At 67.0% G+C, this 17,522-nt stretch carries 17 protein-coding genes; 10 read left to right on the forward strand and 7 right to left on the reverse strand.

The window, feature by feature from the left end; genetic code table 11:
• Positions 1-33 precede the first annotated feature (33 nt).
• Complete coding sequence (locus tag MF610_RS13685) at positions 34-1,296, forward strand: MFS transporter (protein WP_242197788.1); 1,263 nt, start codon at positions 34-36, stop codon at positions 1,294-1,296.
• A 386-nt stretch (positions 1,297-1,682) separates the two neighbouring features.
• On the opposite strand, the gene MF610_RS13690 is transcribed toward MF610_RS13685, so the two are convergent.
• The 3 genes from MF610_RS13690 to MF610_RS13700 all read right to left on the reverse strand — a co-directional run bounded on the left by MF610_RS13690 (position 1,683) and on the right by MF610_RS13700 (position 4,031).
• Positions 1,683-2,318, reverse strand: a complete 636-nt coding sequence (locus MF610_RS13690) for a CoA transferase subunit B (RefSeq protein WP_242197791.1) — start codon at positions 2,316-2,318, stop codon at positions 1,683-1,685.
• Between the two features lie 4 nt (positions 2,319-2,322).
• Positions 2,323-3,195 carry a 5'-nucleotidase, lipoprotein e(P4) family gene (locus MF610_RS13695; RefSeq protein WP_242197794.1) on the reverse strand — a complete coding sequence of 291 codons (873 nt, stop codon included), beginning with the start codon at positions 3,193-3,195 and terminating at the stop codon, positions 2,323-2,325.
• 134 nt (positions 3,196-3,329) lie between these two features.
• The gene (locus tag MF610_RS13700; protein WP_242197797.1) at positions 3,330-4,031 is read right to left on the reverse strand and encodes a CoA transferase subunit A; all 702 of its coding nucleotides are present in this window, start codon (positions 4,029-4,031) and stop codon (positions 3,330-3,332) included.
• Between the two features lie 232 nt (positions 4,032-4,263).
• Here MF610_RS13700 and MF610_RS13705 point away from each other — a divergent pair, with 232 nt between their 5' ends.
• Both MF610_RS13705 and MF610_RS13710 read left to right on the forward strand, forming a co-directional pair.
• A complete protein-coding gene (locus MF610_RS13705; protein WP_242199154.1) occupies positions 4,264-5,916 on the forward strand; it encodes a thiamine pyrophosphate-binding protein in 1,653 nt (550 codons plus the stop codon).
• 61 nt (positions 5,917-5,977) lie between these two features.
• Positions 5,978-6,643: an outer membrane protein gene (locus MF610_RS13710; protein ID WP_242197800.1), complete on the forward strand. Its 666-nt coding sequence runs from the start codon at positions 5,978-5,980 to the stop codon at positions 6,641-6,643.
• Positions 6,644-6,682: 39 nt separating this feature from the next.
• Here the strand turns inward: MF610_RS13710 and MF610_RS13715 are convergent, their stop codons facing one another.
• From MF610_RS13715 to thiS, 3 genes are all read right to left on the reverse strand, one after another.
• Complete coding sequence (locus MF610_RS13715) at positions 6,683-7,306, reverse strand: hypothetical protein (RefSeq protein ID WP_242197803.1); 624 nt, start codon at positions 7,304-7,306, stop codon at positions 6,683-6,685.
• Between the two features lie 113 nt (positions 7,307-7,419).
• On the reverse strand, positions 7,420-7,602 hold the full coding sequence (locus MF610_RS13720) for a CsbD family protein (RefSeq protein WP_125653978.1): 183 nt from the start codon (positions 7,600-7,602) through the stop codon (positions 7,420-7,422).
• A gap of 89 nt (positions 7,603-7,691) precedes the next feature.
• Positions 7,692-8,696 carry a sulfur carrier protein ThiS gene (thiS, locus tag MF610_RS13725; RefSeq protein WP_277924123.1) on the reverse strand — a complete coding sequence of 335 codons (1,005 nt, stop codon included), beginning with the start codon at positions 8,694-8,696 and terminating at the stop codon, positions 7,692-7,694.
• Between the two features lie 107 nt (positions 8,697-8,803).
• Here thiS and aroQ point away from each other — a divergent pair, with 107 nt between their 5' ends.
• The 5 genes from aroQ (at position 8,804) to MF610_RS13755 (ending at position 13,474) form a co-directional block, all read left to right on the forward strand.
• Positions 8,804-9,238, forward strand: a complete 435-nt coding sequence (gene aroQ, locus MF610_RS13735) for a type II 3-dehydroquinate dehydratase (protein WP_242199159.1) — start codon at positions 8,804-8,806, stop codon at positions 9,236-9,238.
• Positions 9,239-9,283: 45 nt separating this feature from the next.
• Positions 9,284-9,799 (forward strand): acetyl-CoA carboxylase biotin carboxyl carrier protein, encoded by a 516-nt coding sequence (gene accB / locus MF610_RS13740; RefSeq protein WP_242197806.1) that lies wholly within the window; start codon positions 9,284-9,286, stop codon positions 9,797-9,799.
• A gap of 1 nt (position 9,800) precedes the next feature.
• Positions 9,801-11,150 (forward strand): acetyl-CoA carboxylase biotin carboxylase subunit, encoded by a 1,350-nt coding sequence (gene accC, locus MF610_RS13745; protein WP_242197808.1) that lies wholly within the window; start codon positions 9,801-9,803, stop codon positions 11,148-11,150.
• A 149-nt stretch (positions 11,151-11,299) separates the two neighbouring features.
• Positions 11,300-11,635 (forward strand): arsenate reductase (glutaredoxin), encoded by a 336-nt coding sequence (gene arsC, locus MF610_RS13750; RefSeq protein ID WP_242197811.1) that lies wholly within the window; start codon positions 11,300-11,302, stop codon positions 11,633-11,635.
• Positions 11,636-11,881: 246 nt separating this feature from the next.
• On the forward strand, positions 11,882-13,474 hold the full coding sequence (locus MF610_RS13755) for a phospholipase D-like domain-containing protein (RefSeq protein ID WP_242197814.1): 1,593 nt from the start codon (positions 11,882-11,884) through the stop codon (positions 13,472-13,474).
• A gap of 44 nt (positions 13,475-13,518) precedes the next feature.
• Here the strand turns inward: MF610_RS13755 and MF610_RS13760 are convergent, their stop codons facing one another.
• Complete coding sequence (locus MF610_RS13760; protein WP_242197817.1) at positions 13,519-13,758, reverse strand: hypothetical protein; 240 nt, start codon at positions 13,756-13,758, stop codon at positions 13,519-13,521.
• A 242-nt stretch (positions 13,759-14,000) separates the two neighbouring features.
• Between MF610_RS13760 and purL the strand changes: the two genes are divergently transcribed.
• Both purL and MF610_RS13770 read left to right on the forward strand, forming a co-directional pair.
• Positions 14,001-16,223 (forward strand): phosphoribosylformylglycinamidine synthase subunit PurL, encoded by a 2,223-nt coding sequence (purL, locus tag MF610_RS13765; RefSeq protein WP_242197820.1) that lies wholly within the window; start codon positions 14,001-14,003, stop codon positions 16,221-16,223.
• Positions 16,224-16,264: 41 nt separating this feature from the next.
• On the forward strand, positions 16,265-17,509 hold the full coding sequence (locus MF610_RS13770; protein ID WP_242197823.1) for a DUF418 domain-containing protein: 1,245 nt from the start codon (positions 16,265-16,267) through the stop codon (positions 17,507-17,509).
• Positions 17,510-17,522: the final 13 nt, after the last annotated feature.

The raw sequence follows: 17,522 nt of genomic DNA on the forward strand, positions 1-17,522 counted from the left end.
CCCGCGCCACGTTCCCCCGCGATCCTTCCGCCGGTGACGGGATCGAACGCCATGCCGCATCATCCCGACCCTGCTCATGGCCGCAACGCCCGTGCGCTCGACGCGATGAACGCGTTCCTTGCCGACGTCCGCGACGGGCTCGGCCCCTATCTCGCCATCTACCTCGTCTCGGTCCGCGGACCGACGCATGGCTGGGACGAGGCGACGGCGGGCATGGTGATGACCATCGCCGGCATCGCCGGGCTGCTGGCGACGACACCGGCCGGCGCGCTGGTCGACCGGATAAAGGCCAAGCGCGGCCTGCTGGTCGTCGCCGCGCTGCTGGTGACGCTGGCGTCGATTTCGCTGCCGATCGTGTCGGGCTTCTTCATGGTCGCCGCCACGCAGTCCGTCGCGGCAGTGGCGGGCGCCGTGTTCGCGCCGGGCATCGCCGCAATCTCGCTCGGCATCGTGGGCCCAAGGGCATTCACTCGCCGCGTCGGCCGCAACGAAGCGTTCAACCACGCCGGCAACGCCGTCGCCGCCGCGCTGGCGGGGCTGCTGGCGTGGAAGTTCGGCCCCGTCGTCGTCTTCTACCTGATGGGCATCCTTGCGGCGTGCAGCATCGTCGCGATCCTGTGGGTCGATGGCGACGCGATCGACCACGACGTCGCGCGTGGGTGCGAGGGCAAGCCGGGCGAAGCCGACGAATCGTGTGACCCCGCCCCCTCGCTGGTCCGCACCCTTACCGGCAACCCGGCGCTGGCGATCTTTGCCGGGGCGGCGTTCCTGTTCCACCTCGCCAACGCCGCGATGCTGCCCGCGGTCGGGCAGCTGCTCGGCCGCGAGGTCGGTGCGGGACAGGCGACGTCGCTGGTCGCCGCGTGCATCGTCGGTGCGCAGCTGGTGATGGTACCGGTCGCGATCGTCGTCGGCCGCAACGCCGATCGCTGGGGCCATCGCCCGATCCTGCTGGTCGGGATGGCGGTGCTGGTCGCGCGCGGGGTGCTCTACACCGTCGCCGACGCGCCGGCATGGCTGCTGGGCGTGCAGCTGCTCGACGGCATCGGCGCAGGGATTTTCGGCGCGCTGCTGCCGGTGGTGGTCGCGGCGATCATGCGCGGTACCGGGCGGTTCAATGCGGCACAGGGCGCGGTGGCGACGGTGCAGGGCCTCGGCGGCGCGCTCAGCACCACGCTGGCGGGCGTGATGATCGTCCGCGGCGGGTATGACGCGGCGTTCCTGCTGCTGGCGGGGATCGCCGCGATCGGGCTGGGGTTGCTGTGGTGGAAGATGCCGGAGACGGCGGAGCGGTAGAAGAAGTTCGTTTTCACGCGAAGGCACGGAGGCGCGAAGAGAAGAAGAATGGGTTCGCGCAAAGGCGCAAAAGACGCAGAGGGGTTGCGTCCGTGGCAAAGTCCCGCCGCGCCAGCGGCCTCCTGCTCTCATTGCAACAGGAACATAGGCTGCGCCGGACAGACCGCGACCGCCGCGCCCACAACCCCTCTGCGTCCTTTGCGCCTTTGCGCGAAAACTACCTTCTTCCTTCGCGCCTTCGCGCCTTCGCGTGAACCGATTCTTCTTATTCCATCCCCGAAACCAGCGTCACCCCAGCGAAGGCTGGGGTCTCCCCGTGGTGAGCGCAAATTCCCACCGCGAGAGATTCCAGCCTTCGCTGGAATGACGTTCGTGGAGGGGCCAAATTACCCCTCGTACGCCGCCGTCGTCTTCGACCGCACCTCGTCCGCACTAACCCCCGGCGCACATTCGATCAGCCGGAACGGGCTCGCATGGTCGGGCCTAGCGAACACCGCCAGGTCGGTGACAATCATGTCGACCACCCCCAGCCCGGTCAGCGGCAGCGTGCATTCGGGAATGAACTTCGGGTCGCCGTTTTTCGAGGTGTGCTCCATCACGACGATGATCTTCTTGACCCCGGCGACGAGGTCCATCGCCCCGCCCATGCCCTTCACCATCTTGCCCGGAATCATCCAGTTCGCGATGTCGCCCTTTTCCGACACCTCCATCGCGCCCAGCACGGTCAGGTCGATATGCCCGCCGCGGATCATGGCGAAGCTGTCGGCGCTGCTGAAATAGACCGACTGCGGCAGCTCGCTGATCGTCTGCTTGCCGGCGTTGATCAGGTCGGGGTCCTCTTCGCCCGCATAGGGGAACGGGCCGATGCCCAGCATCCCGTTTTCCGACTGCAACGTCACCTCGACGCCGTCGGGGATGTGGTTCGCCACCAGCGTCGGGATACCGATGCCCAGATTGACGTAGAAACCGTCCTTCAGCTCGCGCGCGGCGCGTGCCGCCATCTCGTCGCGGGTCCAGGCCATGGGGTTACTCCTTGCGCGCGCCGGGATCGCTCCAGCGCAGATCATTGGGAAAGACGTCGTCGAAATCACCGGCCAGCGCGGTGCCATAGACGGGGTTGGGCAGCAGGAACCAGCCATTGCCCCAGAGAGGGACGATCGCCGGCGAATCCGCCGCCGCCCGCCGCTCGGCGGGTTTCAGTCCGGCGTTGAACAGGTCGCTGAAATCGCCCAGCTGATCGCCGACCAGCGCGACGACGCAATAGCGCGATGCAATCAACGCCCGCCGGGCGTCCTTGCCCGACCCGCCCGGCGCATCGCCCTTCAGGAACAGCGTCTCGCCATGCCTGGCGGGGCCGAGGCCGGCGCGGTTCAATACGGCTTCGGTATAGGATGCGGTCGCCGCGTTCCGGTTGGAATTGAACACCACCGTCACGCCCGCCGCGCGCAGTGCCGCCAGCCCTTCGACCGCCCCCGGCACCGGCCGCGTCGCACGGCCGTCCGATCGCTCCCACCGTTCCCAGCGTGCAGCATCGTACGTCAGCCCGCCCCGCGCATCCGAATATTCGTAGCCGGTGTTGAGCAGCACGGTTTCGTCGACGTCGAACACGACCGCCGACTTGCCGGTGCAGGCAAGTTGGGTCGGCATCGCCAGCGTCGCGTTCGGCGCCAGCACCGCCTGCAACGGCATCCGCCTGAGCGTCGTGCGATCGCGCTGGTACTGTTGTACATAGCGGACCAGCGCCGAATAGGTCTGCCGGCTCGCCGCCGCCGCCTCGCCCGAACCATAGAGATACTGCATCCCCGCCGGCACGCCCGACACCGTCGCGGGCGCGACGGGCGCCGACTGGTTCCCGACCGCGACGACGCAGCCCGACAGCGCGAAGGCCGCGGTGCCCACGGTCAGCGCCCGGCCTACCCCCCTCGTCACCCCGGACTTGACCCGGGGTCCCGCTTCTTCTTCTGCGGTCGAGAAAAAGCGGGACCCCGGGTCAAGCCCGGGATGACGGGAAGAAGCGGCACAGGCCCGCCGCATCACACCCGCTCGCGCACGGTACGGAACTCGATCTGCTTGTCGTACGGCGCCCCGACGATCATCCGCTTCACGTAAATTCCCGGCAAGTGGATCGCATCGGCGTCGAGCGACCCGACCGGCACCACTTCCTCGACCTCCGCGACGCAGATGTTCGCCGCGGTCGCCATCGGCTGGTTGAAGTTGCGCGCGGTCTTGCGGAAAATCAGGTTGCCGGCCTCGTCGGCCTTCCACCCCTTGATGATCGCCACATCGGCGCGGATGCCGCGTTCGAGGATATAGTCTTCCCCGTCGAACTGCTTCACTTCCTTGCCCTCGGCGATCAGCGTGCCGACCCCGGTCTTGGTATAGAAGCCCGGAATCCCGGCCCCGCCGGCACGGCAGCGTTCGGCCAGCGTCCCCTGCGGACAGAACTCGACCTCCAGCTCGCCCGACAGATATTGCCGCTCGAACTCCTTGTTCTCTCCGACATAGCTGGAGATCATCTTCTTCACCTGCCGGCTGCGCAGCAGCTTGCCGAGGCCCTGCCCGTCGATCCCGGCATTGTTGCTGGCGATGGTCAGGCCCTTGACCCCCGACGCCTCGATCGCGTCGATCAGCCGTTCGGGGATGCCGCACAGGCCGAACCCACCGGCGCACAGCGTCATGCCGTCGTGCAGCAGCCCATCCAGCGCCGCCTCCGCATTCGGGTACAGCTTCTTCATCGCCACTCTCCCAACAGCCTTGGCCGAGGGATTACGCATGGGCGCGCGGGCGGGTCAAGAACCTGAACCGCGCTTCAACTTGACCGGCACGATCGTTCCCGATCGGTACGACTGCCCCCACCGTCACCCCGGACTTGATCCGGGGTGACGTATCGTCAGGGACGAAGGTCGAAACCCGCGCCACCGGCACCGCGCACTGGCACCCCGCACCACCCGCGGTTAGCCTGCGGAAATTACAGATTCGCGCACCGGTGGCCGTATCCTGGTCGATGCCCTCGTCACGCAGGGCTGCGACCGCATCTTCCACGTGCCGGGCGAAAGTTTCCTCGCCGTGCTCGACGCGCTGCACGACACGCCCGCGATCGACCTGGTGACCTGTCGGCAGGAGGGCGGCGTCGGCTTCATGGCCTGCGCCGACGGCGTGCTGACCGGGCGGCCCGGCGTCGCCTTCGTCACCCGCGGCCCCGGCGCCACCAACGCGTCGATCGGCGTGCATGTCGCGATGCAGGATTCGGTGCCGATGCTGCTGTTCATCGGCGATGTCGACCGCGGCATGCGCGACCGCGAAGGGTTTCAGGAGGTCGATTTCCTGACGATGTTCGCGCCGCTCGCCAAGCGGGTGCTGCGCATCGACGATCCGGCGCGCATCCCGGAATATGTCGCGCGGGCATGGCGCACCGCCACCTCCGGCCGGCCGGGCCCGGTGGTGATCGCGCTGCCCGAGGATATGCTGGTCGAGCAGGCGGTGGCGCAGGACCGCCCGCCGCTCGCGAAACTGGAAACCACGCTCGACCCCGCCAACTTCGGTGCGCTCCTGACCGCGTTGCGCACGTCCGAACGCCCCGTGGCGATTGTCGGCGGGGCAGGCTGGGATGCCGCCACCGGCGCAACCTTCGCCACCTTCGCCGAGCGCTGGGGCATTCCCGTCGCCGGCGCATTCCGCCGACAGGACGCCGTCGCCAACGACCATCCGGCATGGGCCGGCAATCTCGGCTACGGCCCGTCTCCCAAACTGGTCCAGCGGATCAAGGCCGCCGACCTGCTGCTGGTCGTCGGCGCCCGCCTCGGCGAAGCGACCACCGACGGCTACACCCTCGTCACGCCCGACCATCCGGGGCAGACGCTGATCCATGTCCACCCCGACCCGGCCGAACTCGACCGCGTATACCACGCCGACCTTGCCGTCGCCGCCGATCCGTTCGCCTTTGCCGCCATGCTCGCCTGCGCCGACCCGCCCGCACGGCCCCTGCCCGCCGCCGCCGAAGCCCATGCCGAATGGCAGGCATGGTCCACCCCCGCCCCGCGCGACGTGACCCTCGACCTCGGCCCCTGCGTCGCGGCGATGCGCGAACGCCTGTCGGGGCACGACACGATCATCTGCAACGGCGCGGGCAATTTCTCCGGCTGGTGGCATCGCTACTGGCACTATGGCTGGTCGGGCACGCAGTTGGCCCCGACCTGCGGCGCGATGGGCTACGGCACCCCCGCCGCCGTCGCCGCAGCCTTGCGCGAACCGGACAAGCTGGCGGTCGCGGTCGCGGGCGATGGCGACTTCCTGATGAACGGACAGGAACTGGCGAGCGCGGTCCAGCACCGCGCCAACCTGCTCGTCATCCTGATCGACAATGGCGGCTACGGCACGATCCGCATGCATCAGGAACGCGAATATCCGACGCGGGTCAGCGGCACCGCCCTCGCCAACCCCGATTTCGCCGCGCTCGCCCGCGCCTATGGTGCCTGGGCCGACACGGTGGAGACGACCGAACAGTTCGCCCCGGCGCTCGACCGCGCGCTGGCACAGACCGGCGTGCGGCTGCTCCACTGCCGGACCGATATCGACGTCATCACCCACGGCACGACGATCGCCGCGATCCGGTCGCGTTAAACCTATCGTATCGATTTCGCCCTATCCCCCGGCGGCAGAACCAGCTTTCCGGGGGAATTTCGTGAAGACCGTCGCGACCATCACCGCCGCCGCGCTTGCCGCCGCCGTTTCGCCCGCCGCCGCGCAAAGCATTGTCGACACCCCGCTTGGCCCCCGCATCGAAGTCCGCGTCGGCTGGGACCGGCTCGACGCCGTGACCGAGGTGCATGACGGCAGCCAGCGCACCGAAATCAGCAGCGGCGACAGCGGCGTCACCTATGGCGGCGAAGTCGGCTACGACATGGTGCTGTCGGGCGCGTCGGTCGTCGGCCTCTATGCCGGGCTGTCGGGATCGACCTTCGAAACCTGCGACGACCTGTTTTCGGGCACGCGGGCGATCGCGCGCGACTGTACCAAGGCGGGCCGCGAAGTCTCGGTCGGCGGACGCATCGGCTTCGTCACCGGGCCGAATGCGCTGGTGTATCTGAAGGGTGGCTACAGCAACGGCGAATTCCGCCGCGACCAGCGCGACCTGCTGACGCCGGGCAACGACACCCGTAACATGGCCCGCCTCGACGGCTTCCATCTGGGCGCGGGCGGCGAATTCGGCCTGACCAGCCGCGCCTATGGCAAGCTCGAATATCTCTACACCAACTACGCCGCCGACAAGGGCACGCTCGGGAATTTGCGGATCGAAACGGGCGCCGAACGCCACCATGTCATCGCCGGACTGGGTTATCGGTTCTGACCCATCCGTGCCGCTCCGTTCGATCGGAGCGGCACGGGGTCAATCGTCCACCGGACGGCACGCCAACCAGTCATGTGCCGCCGCCAGCCCGACCGGCGCATCCTCCCAGAATCCGTTCGGCGCACCCGACAGCCGCGCGTGCAGGCTCTGTCGGAGCCTCTGCGACAATCGTTCGAGCCAGCGGACCGGATCGAGATCGGCGCGCGCCGCGCCACACAGCACGCTCTCGACCTCGAACACTGCCAGTTCGCCATCGTCCGGATCGTCGACCGTCGCGACAGCCTGATCGAACAGCAGGTCGATCGCCGCAATGATCGCTGCGCGTTCGTCGTCGCTCCACTGCGCCCATCCCGCCAGCCGCAACTTGCCGAGCACGATCTCGACATCGACCGCATCGCCGGGATGTCGGAGCGACACGTCGAGGATGCGGGGCAGCAGATAGCGGAAATCGGCCACGTCGCCGACCGTCAGGAACGCCTTCCAGGCATACCACCACAAGGTTTCGCGATCGATCGCGCGCAGCGGGGTGCGCAGCAATCGCGCCACCTTGGGCGAATCGAGGCAGCATCGACAGCCGGTGATCCGCGACGGCGGGGGCGCGGCAAACATGGCATAAAGCCGCTCGACCACCACCCGTTTCTGATCTTCGACGCCATCGGTCATCGTCCGACCCTATCGGACACACCTGCCAAAAGGAAAAGGGCCGCCCCGGTTTCCCGGAGCGGCCCCTTCAGACACCATCCGCCATACATCGGCGGTACGCGGTGTCCGTCAGCTCAGATCTTGTCGCCGAGCGCGCCCTTGACGCTACCCTTGACGTCCTGACCGGTGCCCTTGACCTGCTGCGCTTCGCCTTCGGCTTCCAGGCGCTCGTTGTCGGTCGCCTTGCCGATGGCTTCCTTCACGTTGCCGGCGACCTTGTTGCCTGCAGCGGCGAGCTTGTCGGTGAATTCACCCATGAATGGCTCCTGTCGGTTGGCGAGGTTTCCCCCGCTGGATTGCGATTATACAAAGCGTCAGCTCGCCCGACGGTTCCATTAAACTTAATTCATATCAGACCGGCCAGGGGGCTCGACGGATCGGCATAGCGCCGCCGCTGCATCCGCCCGGCCAGATAGCCCATCCGCCCGGCCTCGACCGCCGCCTTCATCGCCGCGGCCATCAGCACCGGGTCCTTCGCCTCGGCGATCGCGGTGTTCATCAGCACTCCGTCGCAACCCAGCTCCATCGCCACCGCCGCGTCCGACGCTTGTCCCACCCCGGCATCGACCAGCACCGGCACCTTGGCGCCTTCGACGATCAACCGGATCGTGACGAGGTTCTGGATGCCCAGCCCCGATCCGATCGGCGCGCCCAGCGGCATGATCGCGACCGCGCCGGCATCCTCCAGCCGCTTGGCGGCGATCGGATCGTCGACGCAATAGACCATCGGCAGAAAGCCTTCCTTGGCCAGCACCTCGGTCGCGCGCAGCGTTTCCACCATGTCGGGATACAGCGTCCGCGCCTCACCCAGCACTTCCAGCTTGACGAGGTCCCAGCCACCCGCCTCGCGCGCCAGCCTGAGCGTCCGGATCGCGCTGTCGGCATCGAAGCAGCCGGCGGTGTTGGGCAGGTAGGTAATCTTCTTCGGATCGATATAGTCGGTCAGCATCGGCGCCTTGGGATCGCTGACGTTCACCCGGCGCACCGCGACGGTCACGATCTCCGCGCCCGATGCCGCGACCGCGGCGGCATTCTGTTCGAAATCCTTGTACTTGCCGGTGCCGACGATCAATCTCGACCGGAACGTTCGTCCCGCCACGCTCCACGTATCGCCGTCGATCGTCGCGACATGGTCGCCGCCGCCGACGAAGTGCACGATCTCCAGCTCGTCGCCATCCTCGACCTTCACCTGCTGCAGCGTCGAGCGCGGCACGACCTCGAGGTTGCGCTCGACCGCGACCTTTTCGGGCACCAGTCCGATCTGCGCGGTCAGCTCGGCCAGCGTGATGCCGTCGCGAACGCGCATATGGTCGCCATTGACCATGATGCTGATGGTACCGTCGGTATGCATGTCGTCTCCTCTGGGCGCGCCGTTCTCTCGACTTACCGGGCCCGGTCCGGCTATGGTGCGCTGCATATAGGGAGCGCGTGACAGCCCCCGCAACCGAAAGCACCCCGTTGCCCGCCACCGTCTTCGTCCTCAACGGCCCGAACCTGAACCTGCTCGGCCTGCGCGAGCCGGAAATCTACGGATCGGACACGCTCGACGACATCGCCGGCATGTTGGAGGATCGCGCCCGCGAGCTGGACCTCCAGATCGACCTGCGCCAGTCGAACCACGAAGGCCATCTGGTCGACTGGCTGCACGAGGCGCAGGCGGAGGGCGCGAAGGCGGTGCTGCTCAACGCCGGCGCCTATACCCACACGTCGATCGCGCTGCACGACGCGATCAAGGCGGTGAAGACCCCGGTGATCGAGGTCCATCTGTCCAATCCGCATACCCGCGAGGACTTTCGCCACATCAGCTATGTCGGGCGCGCGGCGCGCGGCACGGTGGCGGGATTCGGCGCGCTTTCCTATCTGGTCGCGCTTGAAGCGGCCGCCCGCATCTGACAAGGGCGCGGTTTTTTATAATTAAAGATACCATTGGGGGTTACCATGGCAGACGACAATCAGGGCGAAGGAACGCCGTTCACCAGCCACGCGATGCGCGTCGACATCGACCTCGTCCGCGCGCTGGCGCAGGTGCTCGATGAAACCGACCTGACCGAGGTCGAGGTGGAGGACGGCGCACGCAAGGTCCGCGTCGTGCGCAAGCCCGCGCCGGTACAGGCAGCGCCGAGCTACGCCCCGACCTATGCGCCGCAGCCCGCCCCGCAGCTTGCCAGCGCCGCGACGACCACGATCGAGGCCGGTGCCGCCGTCGCGCCGGTCAGCGCCGTGCCGCCGGTCACCTCGCCGATGGTCGGCACCGTCTATCTCGCCGCCAATCCGGAAGCCAAGCCGTTCATCGCGGTGGGACAAAAGGTCGCGGCGGGCGACACGCTGGTGATCGTCGAAGCGATGAAGGTCATGAACCCGATTGTCGCCCCGGCGGCAGGCACCGTGACGCAAATCCTCGTGTCGAACGGCCAGCCGGTCGAATTCGACCAGCCGCTGGTGGTCGTGGAATAACATGCCCGACATCAAGAAACTGCTGATCGCCAACCGCGGCGAGATCGCGCTCCGCATCCACCGCGCGTGCCACGAAATGGGCATCAAGACGGTCGCGGTCCATTCGACCGCCGATGCCGATGCGATGCATGTGCGTCTGGCGGACGAGGCGATCTGCATCGGCCCGCCATCGGCGACCGACAGCTATCTCAACATCCCCAACATCATCTCGGCCGCCGAGATCAGCGGCGCCGACGCGATCCATCCGGGCTATGGCTTCCTGTCGGAAAACGCCAAGTTCGCCGAGATCGTCGAGCTGCACAACCTGATCTTCGTCGGCCCGAAGCCCGAGCATATCCGCGTCATGGGCGACAAGGTCGAGGCGAAGCGTACCGCCGGCAAGCTCGGCCTGCCGCTCGTCCCCGGCTCCGATGGCCCGATCGCGGACGTCGAGGAAGCCAAGGCGATCGCCGCGTCGATCGGCTATCCGGTCATCATCAAGGCGGCATCGGGCGGCGGGGGCCGCGGCATGAAGGTCTGCGCATCCGAGGACCAGCTCGAAACGCTGATGCAGCAGGCGGGCAGCGAGGCGAAGGCCGCGTTCGGCGACGCCACCGTCTACATGGAGAAATATCTCGGCAACCCGCGCCATATCGAGTTCCAGGTGTTCGGCGACGGCAATGGCCACGCGGTGCATCTGGGCGAGCGCGACTGCTCGCTGCAACGCCGCCACCAGAAGGTGCTGGAGGAAGCCCCCTCGCCCGTCCTCGGACAGGCCGACCGCGACCGCATGGGGAACATCTGTGCGAAGGCGATGGCCGATATGGGCTATCGCGGCGCCGGCACGATCGAATTCCTGTGGGAAGACGGCGAGTTCTATTTCATCGAAATGAACACCCGCCTGCAGGTCGAACATCCGGTGACCGAGATGATCACCGGCCTCGACCTCGTGCGCGAACAGATCCGCGTCGCCGAAGGGCACGGCCTGTCGTGCGAGCAGGAACAGATTCGTTTCCACGGCCACGCGATCGAATGCCGCATCAACGCCGAAGACCCGCGCACCTTCGCGCCGTCGCCGGGCACGGTGAAGCATTTCCACGCGCCGGGCGGCATGCACGTCCGCGTCGATAGCGGCCTGTACGCCGGTTACAAGGTGCCACCTTATTACGACAGTATGATCGCCAAGCTGATCGTCTACGGCACGACCCGCGAACGCTGCCTGATGCGCCTGCGCCGCGCCTTGGAGGAATTCGTGATCGAGGGAATGAAGACCACCATCCCGCTCCACCAGGCGCTGCTCGACGATCCCGAATTTCAGGCCGGCGACTACACGATCAAGTGGCTGGAAGAGTGGCTGGCCAAAAACGACTGACCTAAAACTCCTCCCCATTTCATGGGGAGGGGGACCATGCGCAGCATGGTGGAGGGGGATCGCCGCGAACGCAACGGTGGTGGAGCCGGCCAACCCCCTCCACCACCGGCTGCGCCGGCGGTCCCCCTCCCCGTACCGGGGAGGAAAGAATGCACGCCACGATCTACCACAACCCGCGCTGTTCGAAGTCCCGCGCCGCGCTCGCGCTGCTGACCGAAGCGGGCGACGACGTGCGCATCGTCGAATATCTCAAAACCCCGCCGACCCGCGACGACCTCGCCGCGCTGCTCGATCGCGCCCGCCTCACCCCGCGCGAAGCACTGCGCGCGAACGAGCCCGAAGCCAAATCGCTCAAGGACGCCACCGACGCGCAAATCCTCGACGCGATGGCGCAACACCCGATCCTGATCGAACGCCCGATCGTCGAGACCGAAAAAGGCATCGTCATCGCCCGCCCGCCGGAGCGGGTGCACGAGGTCCTGTAGCCGCCTGTCCAGACCGTCGCCCCGGGTCAAGGTGGGGTGACGTAACATGCAAAGGCCCCCCTTTCCTACACGCCCCCACCCTGCCAGCCTCGCGCTTCCGCTCTTTCCCATCGTCCGCCACCGCGCCCCTGCACCCGCGCCACAAACAGCGCACGAGTGTGAACTTCGTGAACTTTGGCCACCGAAACCCCGCCTAACCCGCCGCAATCGCTTGGAACCGTCACGATAGGGTGCCATGGCACGCACATGGCGCGTCACACCCCACCGCTCGAACCGGGTCGCAACTGCTGGCGGATCGAGCGCGCCACGCGCGCGACCGTGCTGGTCGATGCCGATAACTACTTCACCCATGCCCGCGATGCGATGCTCAAGGCGAAGAAGCAGATCATGCTGATCGGCTGGGACTTCGACGCCCGCATCCGCTTCAAGACCGATGCCGCGACCGAAGGCCCGGAAAAGGTGGGCGAATTTATCAGCTGGCTGGTGCGCCGGACGCCGGGGCTACAGGTGCATATCCTGCGCTGGGACACCGGCGCGATCAAGACGCTGTTCCACGGCCAGACGCTGGTCCGCATCGCGAAGTGGATCAAGGACCCGCAGGTCCACCTGCGCCTCGACGGCCATCATCCGGTCGCCGGATCGCATCACCAGAAGGTCGTGGTGATCGACGACGACGTCGCCTTCTGCGGCGGGATCGACATGACCGTCGACCGCTGGGACACGCGCGAGCATCGCGACAACGATCCCCGCCGGATCGAGCCCGACGGTACCCCCTATCAACCGTGGCACGATGTGACGACCGCGCTCGAAGGCCCGGTCGCGGCGGCATTGGGCGAGATGTGCCGTCACCGCTGGGCGATCTCGGGCGGCGACGAGCTGCCCGCCCCCACCGACACCGGCGGTTGCTGGCCGACCGGGCTGAAGGCCGACTTCACCGATATCGAGGTCGCCGTCGCGCGCACCATTCCGGAAATGGCCGATCAGGAACCGGTGCACGAGATCGAGACGCTGTATCTCGACCTGATCGCCCGCACCGAACGCTTCCTCTATGCCGAAAGCCAGTATTTCGCCTCGCGCAAGGTCGCCGAAGCGATCGCCAAGCGGCTCGACGAACCCGACGGTCCGGAGATCGTCATCGTCAACCCGACCACGGCCGAGGGCTGGCTGGAACCGGTCGCGATGGATTCGGCGCGGGCCCGGCTGTTTCAGGCGTTGAAGGAACGCGACCGCCACGACCGGCTGCGGCTCTACCACCCCTTCACCGCCGGCGGCACCGCGATCTACGTCCATGCCAAGGTGACGGTGATCGACGACCAGCTGCTGCGTGTCGGCTCGTCCAACTTCAACAACCGTTCGCTGCGGCTCGACACCGAATGTGACGTGACCGTCGATGCGACGCGCCACGCCAATGCCGACGAACGCCGCACCATCGCCGGCATCCGCGACTCGCTGCTCGCCGAGCATCTGGGGGTCGATTGCGAGACGGTCGAAACGACGCTGGCGCGCACCGGATCGCTGATCGCGACGATCGAGGAATTGCGGGGCGAGGGCCGCTCGCTACGACCCTATGAAATCCCCGACCTCGGTGCGGTGACCGAATGGCTGGCGGACAACAAGATTCTCGATCCCGAAGGTCCGGACGAGATGTTCGAATCGCTGTCGCGGCGGACGCCGCTGCTCAAGAAGCTGGTGAAGCATCGCCCGCATCTGCATCGCGCGGATAACAGCCTGTCGCCGGTGATGACCGCGGTGGCGGTGGGCGGTACCGTCGCGGGCGGTACGCTGCTCGGCATGATGCTGTGGCAGGCGTGGAAACGGCGCGACAACCCGCCGCACTAGAAGAAGCGGGCGGGGCGCCGCAGGGACGCCCCGCCAACCCGGACTTAGTTGCTGTCCGAATCGTCGCTGTCGACGGCGATGATGACGCCGCCGGCAACGATCGCGGCTGCCAGCAGCGCGAACACGATGCCGCCGCCGGCCAGCTTCTGGCCACCCTTGGTCGGGGCGGTCGCGCGGACCGACTTCGCGACCGACAGCGCCGACGCGTTCTGCGCGGCGTTGGCGGCGACCGGCGCTGCGGCCAGCGAAGTGGCGGCAATCGCCGTCAGAAACTTCGAAACCATTCAGATTCTCCCTTACTCGGCATGATGCCATGCTGCGCCGAGCTCGGCGACGCGGGCCACCGACGCTTGGCGCTATGATGGGTTCCCACGATCATCGGTTCTCCGAAACGTTATACGTGCGTTGCGGCATTTTTGTTCCGATACTGTACCAATTCTGCAACGCAACATTGCTGGCGTGTTACAAACCCGTCTCGGAACAAACCGGCTGGCACCGTTCGCCTTGCCACGCTAGAGGCGCTGCCATGACCCAGATCACGCCCGAGATCGTCGCCGAACACGGCCTTTCCCCTGAGGAATATGAGCGCGTCCTGCACGCGATGGGACGCGAGCCGAACCTGACCGAACTCGGCATCTTCTCGGTCATGTGGTCGGAACATTGCAGCTATAAGTCCAGCCGCATCCACCTGAAGAAGCTCCCGACCACCGGCCGCCAAGTCATCTGCGGTCCGGGCGAGAATGCCGGCGTCATCGACATCGGCGACGGGCAGGCGGCGATCTTCAAGATGGAGAGCCACAACCACCCGTCCTATATCGAACCCTATCAGGGTGCAGCGACGGGCGTCGGCGGCATCCTGCGCGACGTATTCACCATGGGCGCACGCCCGATCGCGAACCTCAACGCGCTGCGCTTCGGCCGGCCCGATCACCCGAAGATGCGCCACCTGATCGCGGGCGTGGTCCATGGCATCGGCGGCTATGGCAATTGCGTCGGCGTACCGACCGTCGGTGGCGAGGTTAACTTCCACCCGGCCTATGACGGCAACATCCTCGTCAACGCGATGACCGTCGGCATCGCCGACACCGACAAGATCTTCTATTCGGCCGCGTCGGGCATCGGCAATCCGATCGTCTATGTCGGGTCGAAGACTGGCCGCGACGGCATCCATGGCGCGACCATGGCCTCGGCCGATTTCGGCGAGGATGCCGAAGAAAAGCGCCCGACCGTGCAGGTCGGCGACCCCTTCACCGAAAAGCTGCTGATCGAGGCGTGCCTCGAACTCATGGCCTCCGACGCGATCGTCGCGATCCAGGACATGGGCGCCGCCGGCCTCACCTCCTCCTCGGTCGAAATGGCGTCGAAGGGCGGGGTCGGCATCGAACTGGTCATGGACGACGTGCCGCAGCGCGAAACCGGCATGACCCCGTACGAGATGATGCTGTCGGAAAGCCAGGAGCGGATGCTCATGGTGTTGAAGCCCGGCCGCGAGGACTTCGCCAAGGCGATCTTCGACAAATGGGAACTCGACTTCGCGGTCATCGGCCACGTCACAGACACCGGCCGTATGGTACTCAAGTGGCAGGGCGATGTCGTTGCCGACATCCCGCTCGCCCCGCTCGCCGACGAAGCCCCGCTCTACGACCGGCCGCATGTGCCCACGCCCAAACCCGCCGCGCTGGCCGACGTGCCCGAATGCACCGATCCGGCCGCCGATCTGCTCGCGCTGATGGGGTCGCCCGACATCGCGTCGCGTCGCTGGATCTGGGAACAGTATGACCACATGGTCGGTGCGAACACCGTGCAGCGTCCCGGCGGCGACGCGGCGGTGGTGCGGGTACATGGCACGGCCAAGGCGCTGGCGATGACCACCGACTGCACCCCGCGCTATTGCTTCGCCGATCCGGTCGAAGGCGGGAAACAGGCCATCGCCGAAGCCTATCGCAACCTGACCGCGGTCGGCGCGACGCCGCTGGCGGTCACCAACTGCCTGAACTTCGCCAACCCGCAGCGCCCCGAGATCATGGGCCAGATCGTCGGCTGCCTCGACGGCATGAGCGAAGCGTGCCGCGCCCTGGACTTCCCGATCGTGTCGGGCAACGTGTCACTCTACAATGAATCGAAGGCGACCGGCGGCGGTTCGGCGATCCTGCCGACCCCGGCGATCGGTGGCGTCGGGCTGCTCACCGATTGGGAAAAGTCGGCGACGATCGCGTTCAAGCAGACCGGCGACATCATCCTGCGCGTCGGCGACCGTACCGGGTCGCTCGGCCAGTCGCTGTGGCTGCGCGAACTGCACGGCCGTGAGGAAGGCCCGCCGCCGCCGGTCGACCTCGACGGCGAGCGCCGCACCGGCGGCTATATCCGCCGTGCGATCCTGTCGGGTCAGATCACCGCCTGCCACGACGTCAGCGACGGCGGCGTCGCGGTAACCGTTGCGGAGATGGCGCTGGCCGGCAAGGTCGGCGCGATCCTCGACCGCAAGCTGCCGTTCGACGACATCGCCCGCTCGCTCTTCGCCGAGGATCAGGGCATCTACATCGTCACCGTCCACGACCATGCACTGCTCGAATTTCTGCAGGGCGCGGAAAAGGCCGGGGTCGATGCCGAGCCGATCGGCCGGACGATCGGTAGCCGCATCATCTTCGAACTGACCGATGGCGACTTCGCCGTCTCGCTCGACGACCTGCGTACCGCGCATGAAGGTTTCTTCCCCGCGCTGATGGGCAGCGAAGGCGCGCTCGCCTGAGCATGCTTCCCCCTGCCCGCACGATCGGGCAGGGGCTTGCCATGACCGACCCCCGCCCCGCCGCCGACCGCATCGTCACGCTCGACGTCGTGCGCGGGGTGGCGGTGATGGGCATATTATTCGTCAACATCCTCGGCTTCGCGCTGCCCGACACCGCGCGGTTCAGTCCGTACGCATGGGGACTGGAAGGACCGGCGGACCTATGGACCTATGCCGCGACGATGATCGCGTTCGACGGCAAGATGCGCGGGCTGTTCTCGTTCCTGTTCGGCGCCTCGCTGTTGCTGGTCGTCGACCGGGCAGAGGCGAGCGGGGCGGACCCGGCGGCGGTTCACTATCGGCGGATGGCGTGGCTTTTCTTCCTCGGCCTCGCCCATGCCACGCTGCTATGGACGGGCGATATCCTGATGCACTATGCGCTGGTCGGGAGCGTCGCCTATGGCTTCCGCCACAGCTCGGTGCGGCGGATGGTGGCGTGCGGCGTGGCGCTGGCGGCGATCGAATGGCTGTTGCTGGGCGCGATCGCCCTGTCGTTCGTTGCGATGCAGAGCGCGGACACGCCAGCGGCGGCACAGGGCCTGCGCGATTTCGAAAACGGCTTCGGCATTCCTGCGCCCGCCCTGTTGGCGCAGGAAATCGCACTGTTCCGGGGCGGCTATGCCGGCATTCTCCAGCATAATGCCGCCGAGCTGGCGACGACGCTCTACAATACCGTCTTCATCGGTTTCGAAACGCTGGCGTACATGCTGTTCGGCATGGCGGCGCTGCGCAGCGGGATGCTCACCGGCGCATGGTCGCGCGTGCGGTTGCGCCGCTGGGCGGTGATCGGGATCGCGATGGGCGGCACGGGCTACGCCCTGCTTCTGGCGTGGATGCTGGGGCAGGGCCTCGACGCCCGCACGGTGATCCTCGGCGCCTTCGCCTTCCCCCCGCCGCTGCGCGCCGTCATGATCCCCGGCTATGCCGCCGCGATCCTGCTGATCGCCGGCGGCGGCGGTGCCATTGTCGCGCGTTTCGCCGCGGTCGGCCGGATGGCGCTCAGCAACTATCTGGCGAGCAGCATCGTCATGTGTTTCGTCTTCTACGGCTGGGGGCTGGGCCAGTTCGGCATGTGGTCGCGGGCCACCCTCTATTTACCGGTGATCGCGATGTGCGCCGGGATGCTGGCGTGGTCGCCATGGTGGCTCGCCCGCTACCGCTACGGCCCGTTCGAATGGTTGTGGCGCAGCCTCGCCCGCTGGCAACGGCAAACGCTCCGCGTCCCATCGAGCCGACCGAAACGATGAGTTGATGCGAATT

The organism is Sphingomonas hankookensis (genome assembly GCF_022664465.1).
Classification (GTDB): Bacteria; Pseudomonadota; Alphaproteobacteria; order Sphingomonadales; family Sphingomonadaceae; genus Sphingomonas; species Sphingomonas hankookensis.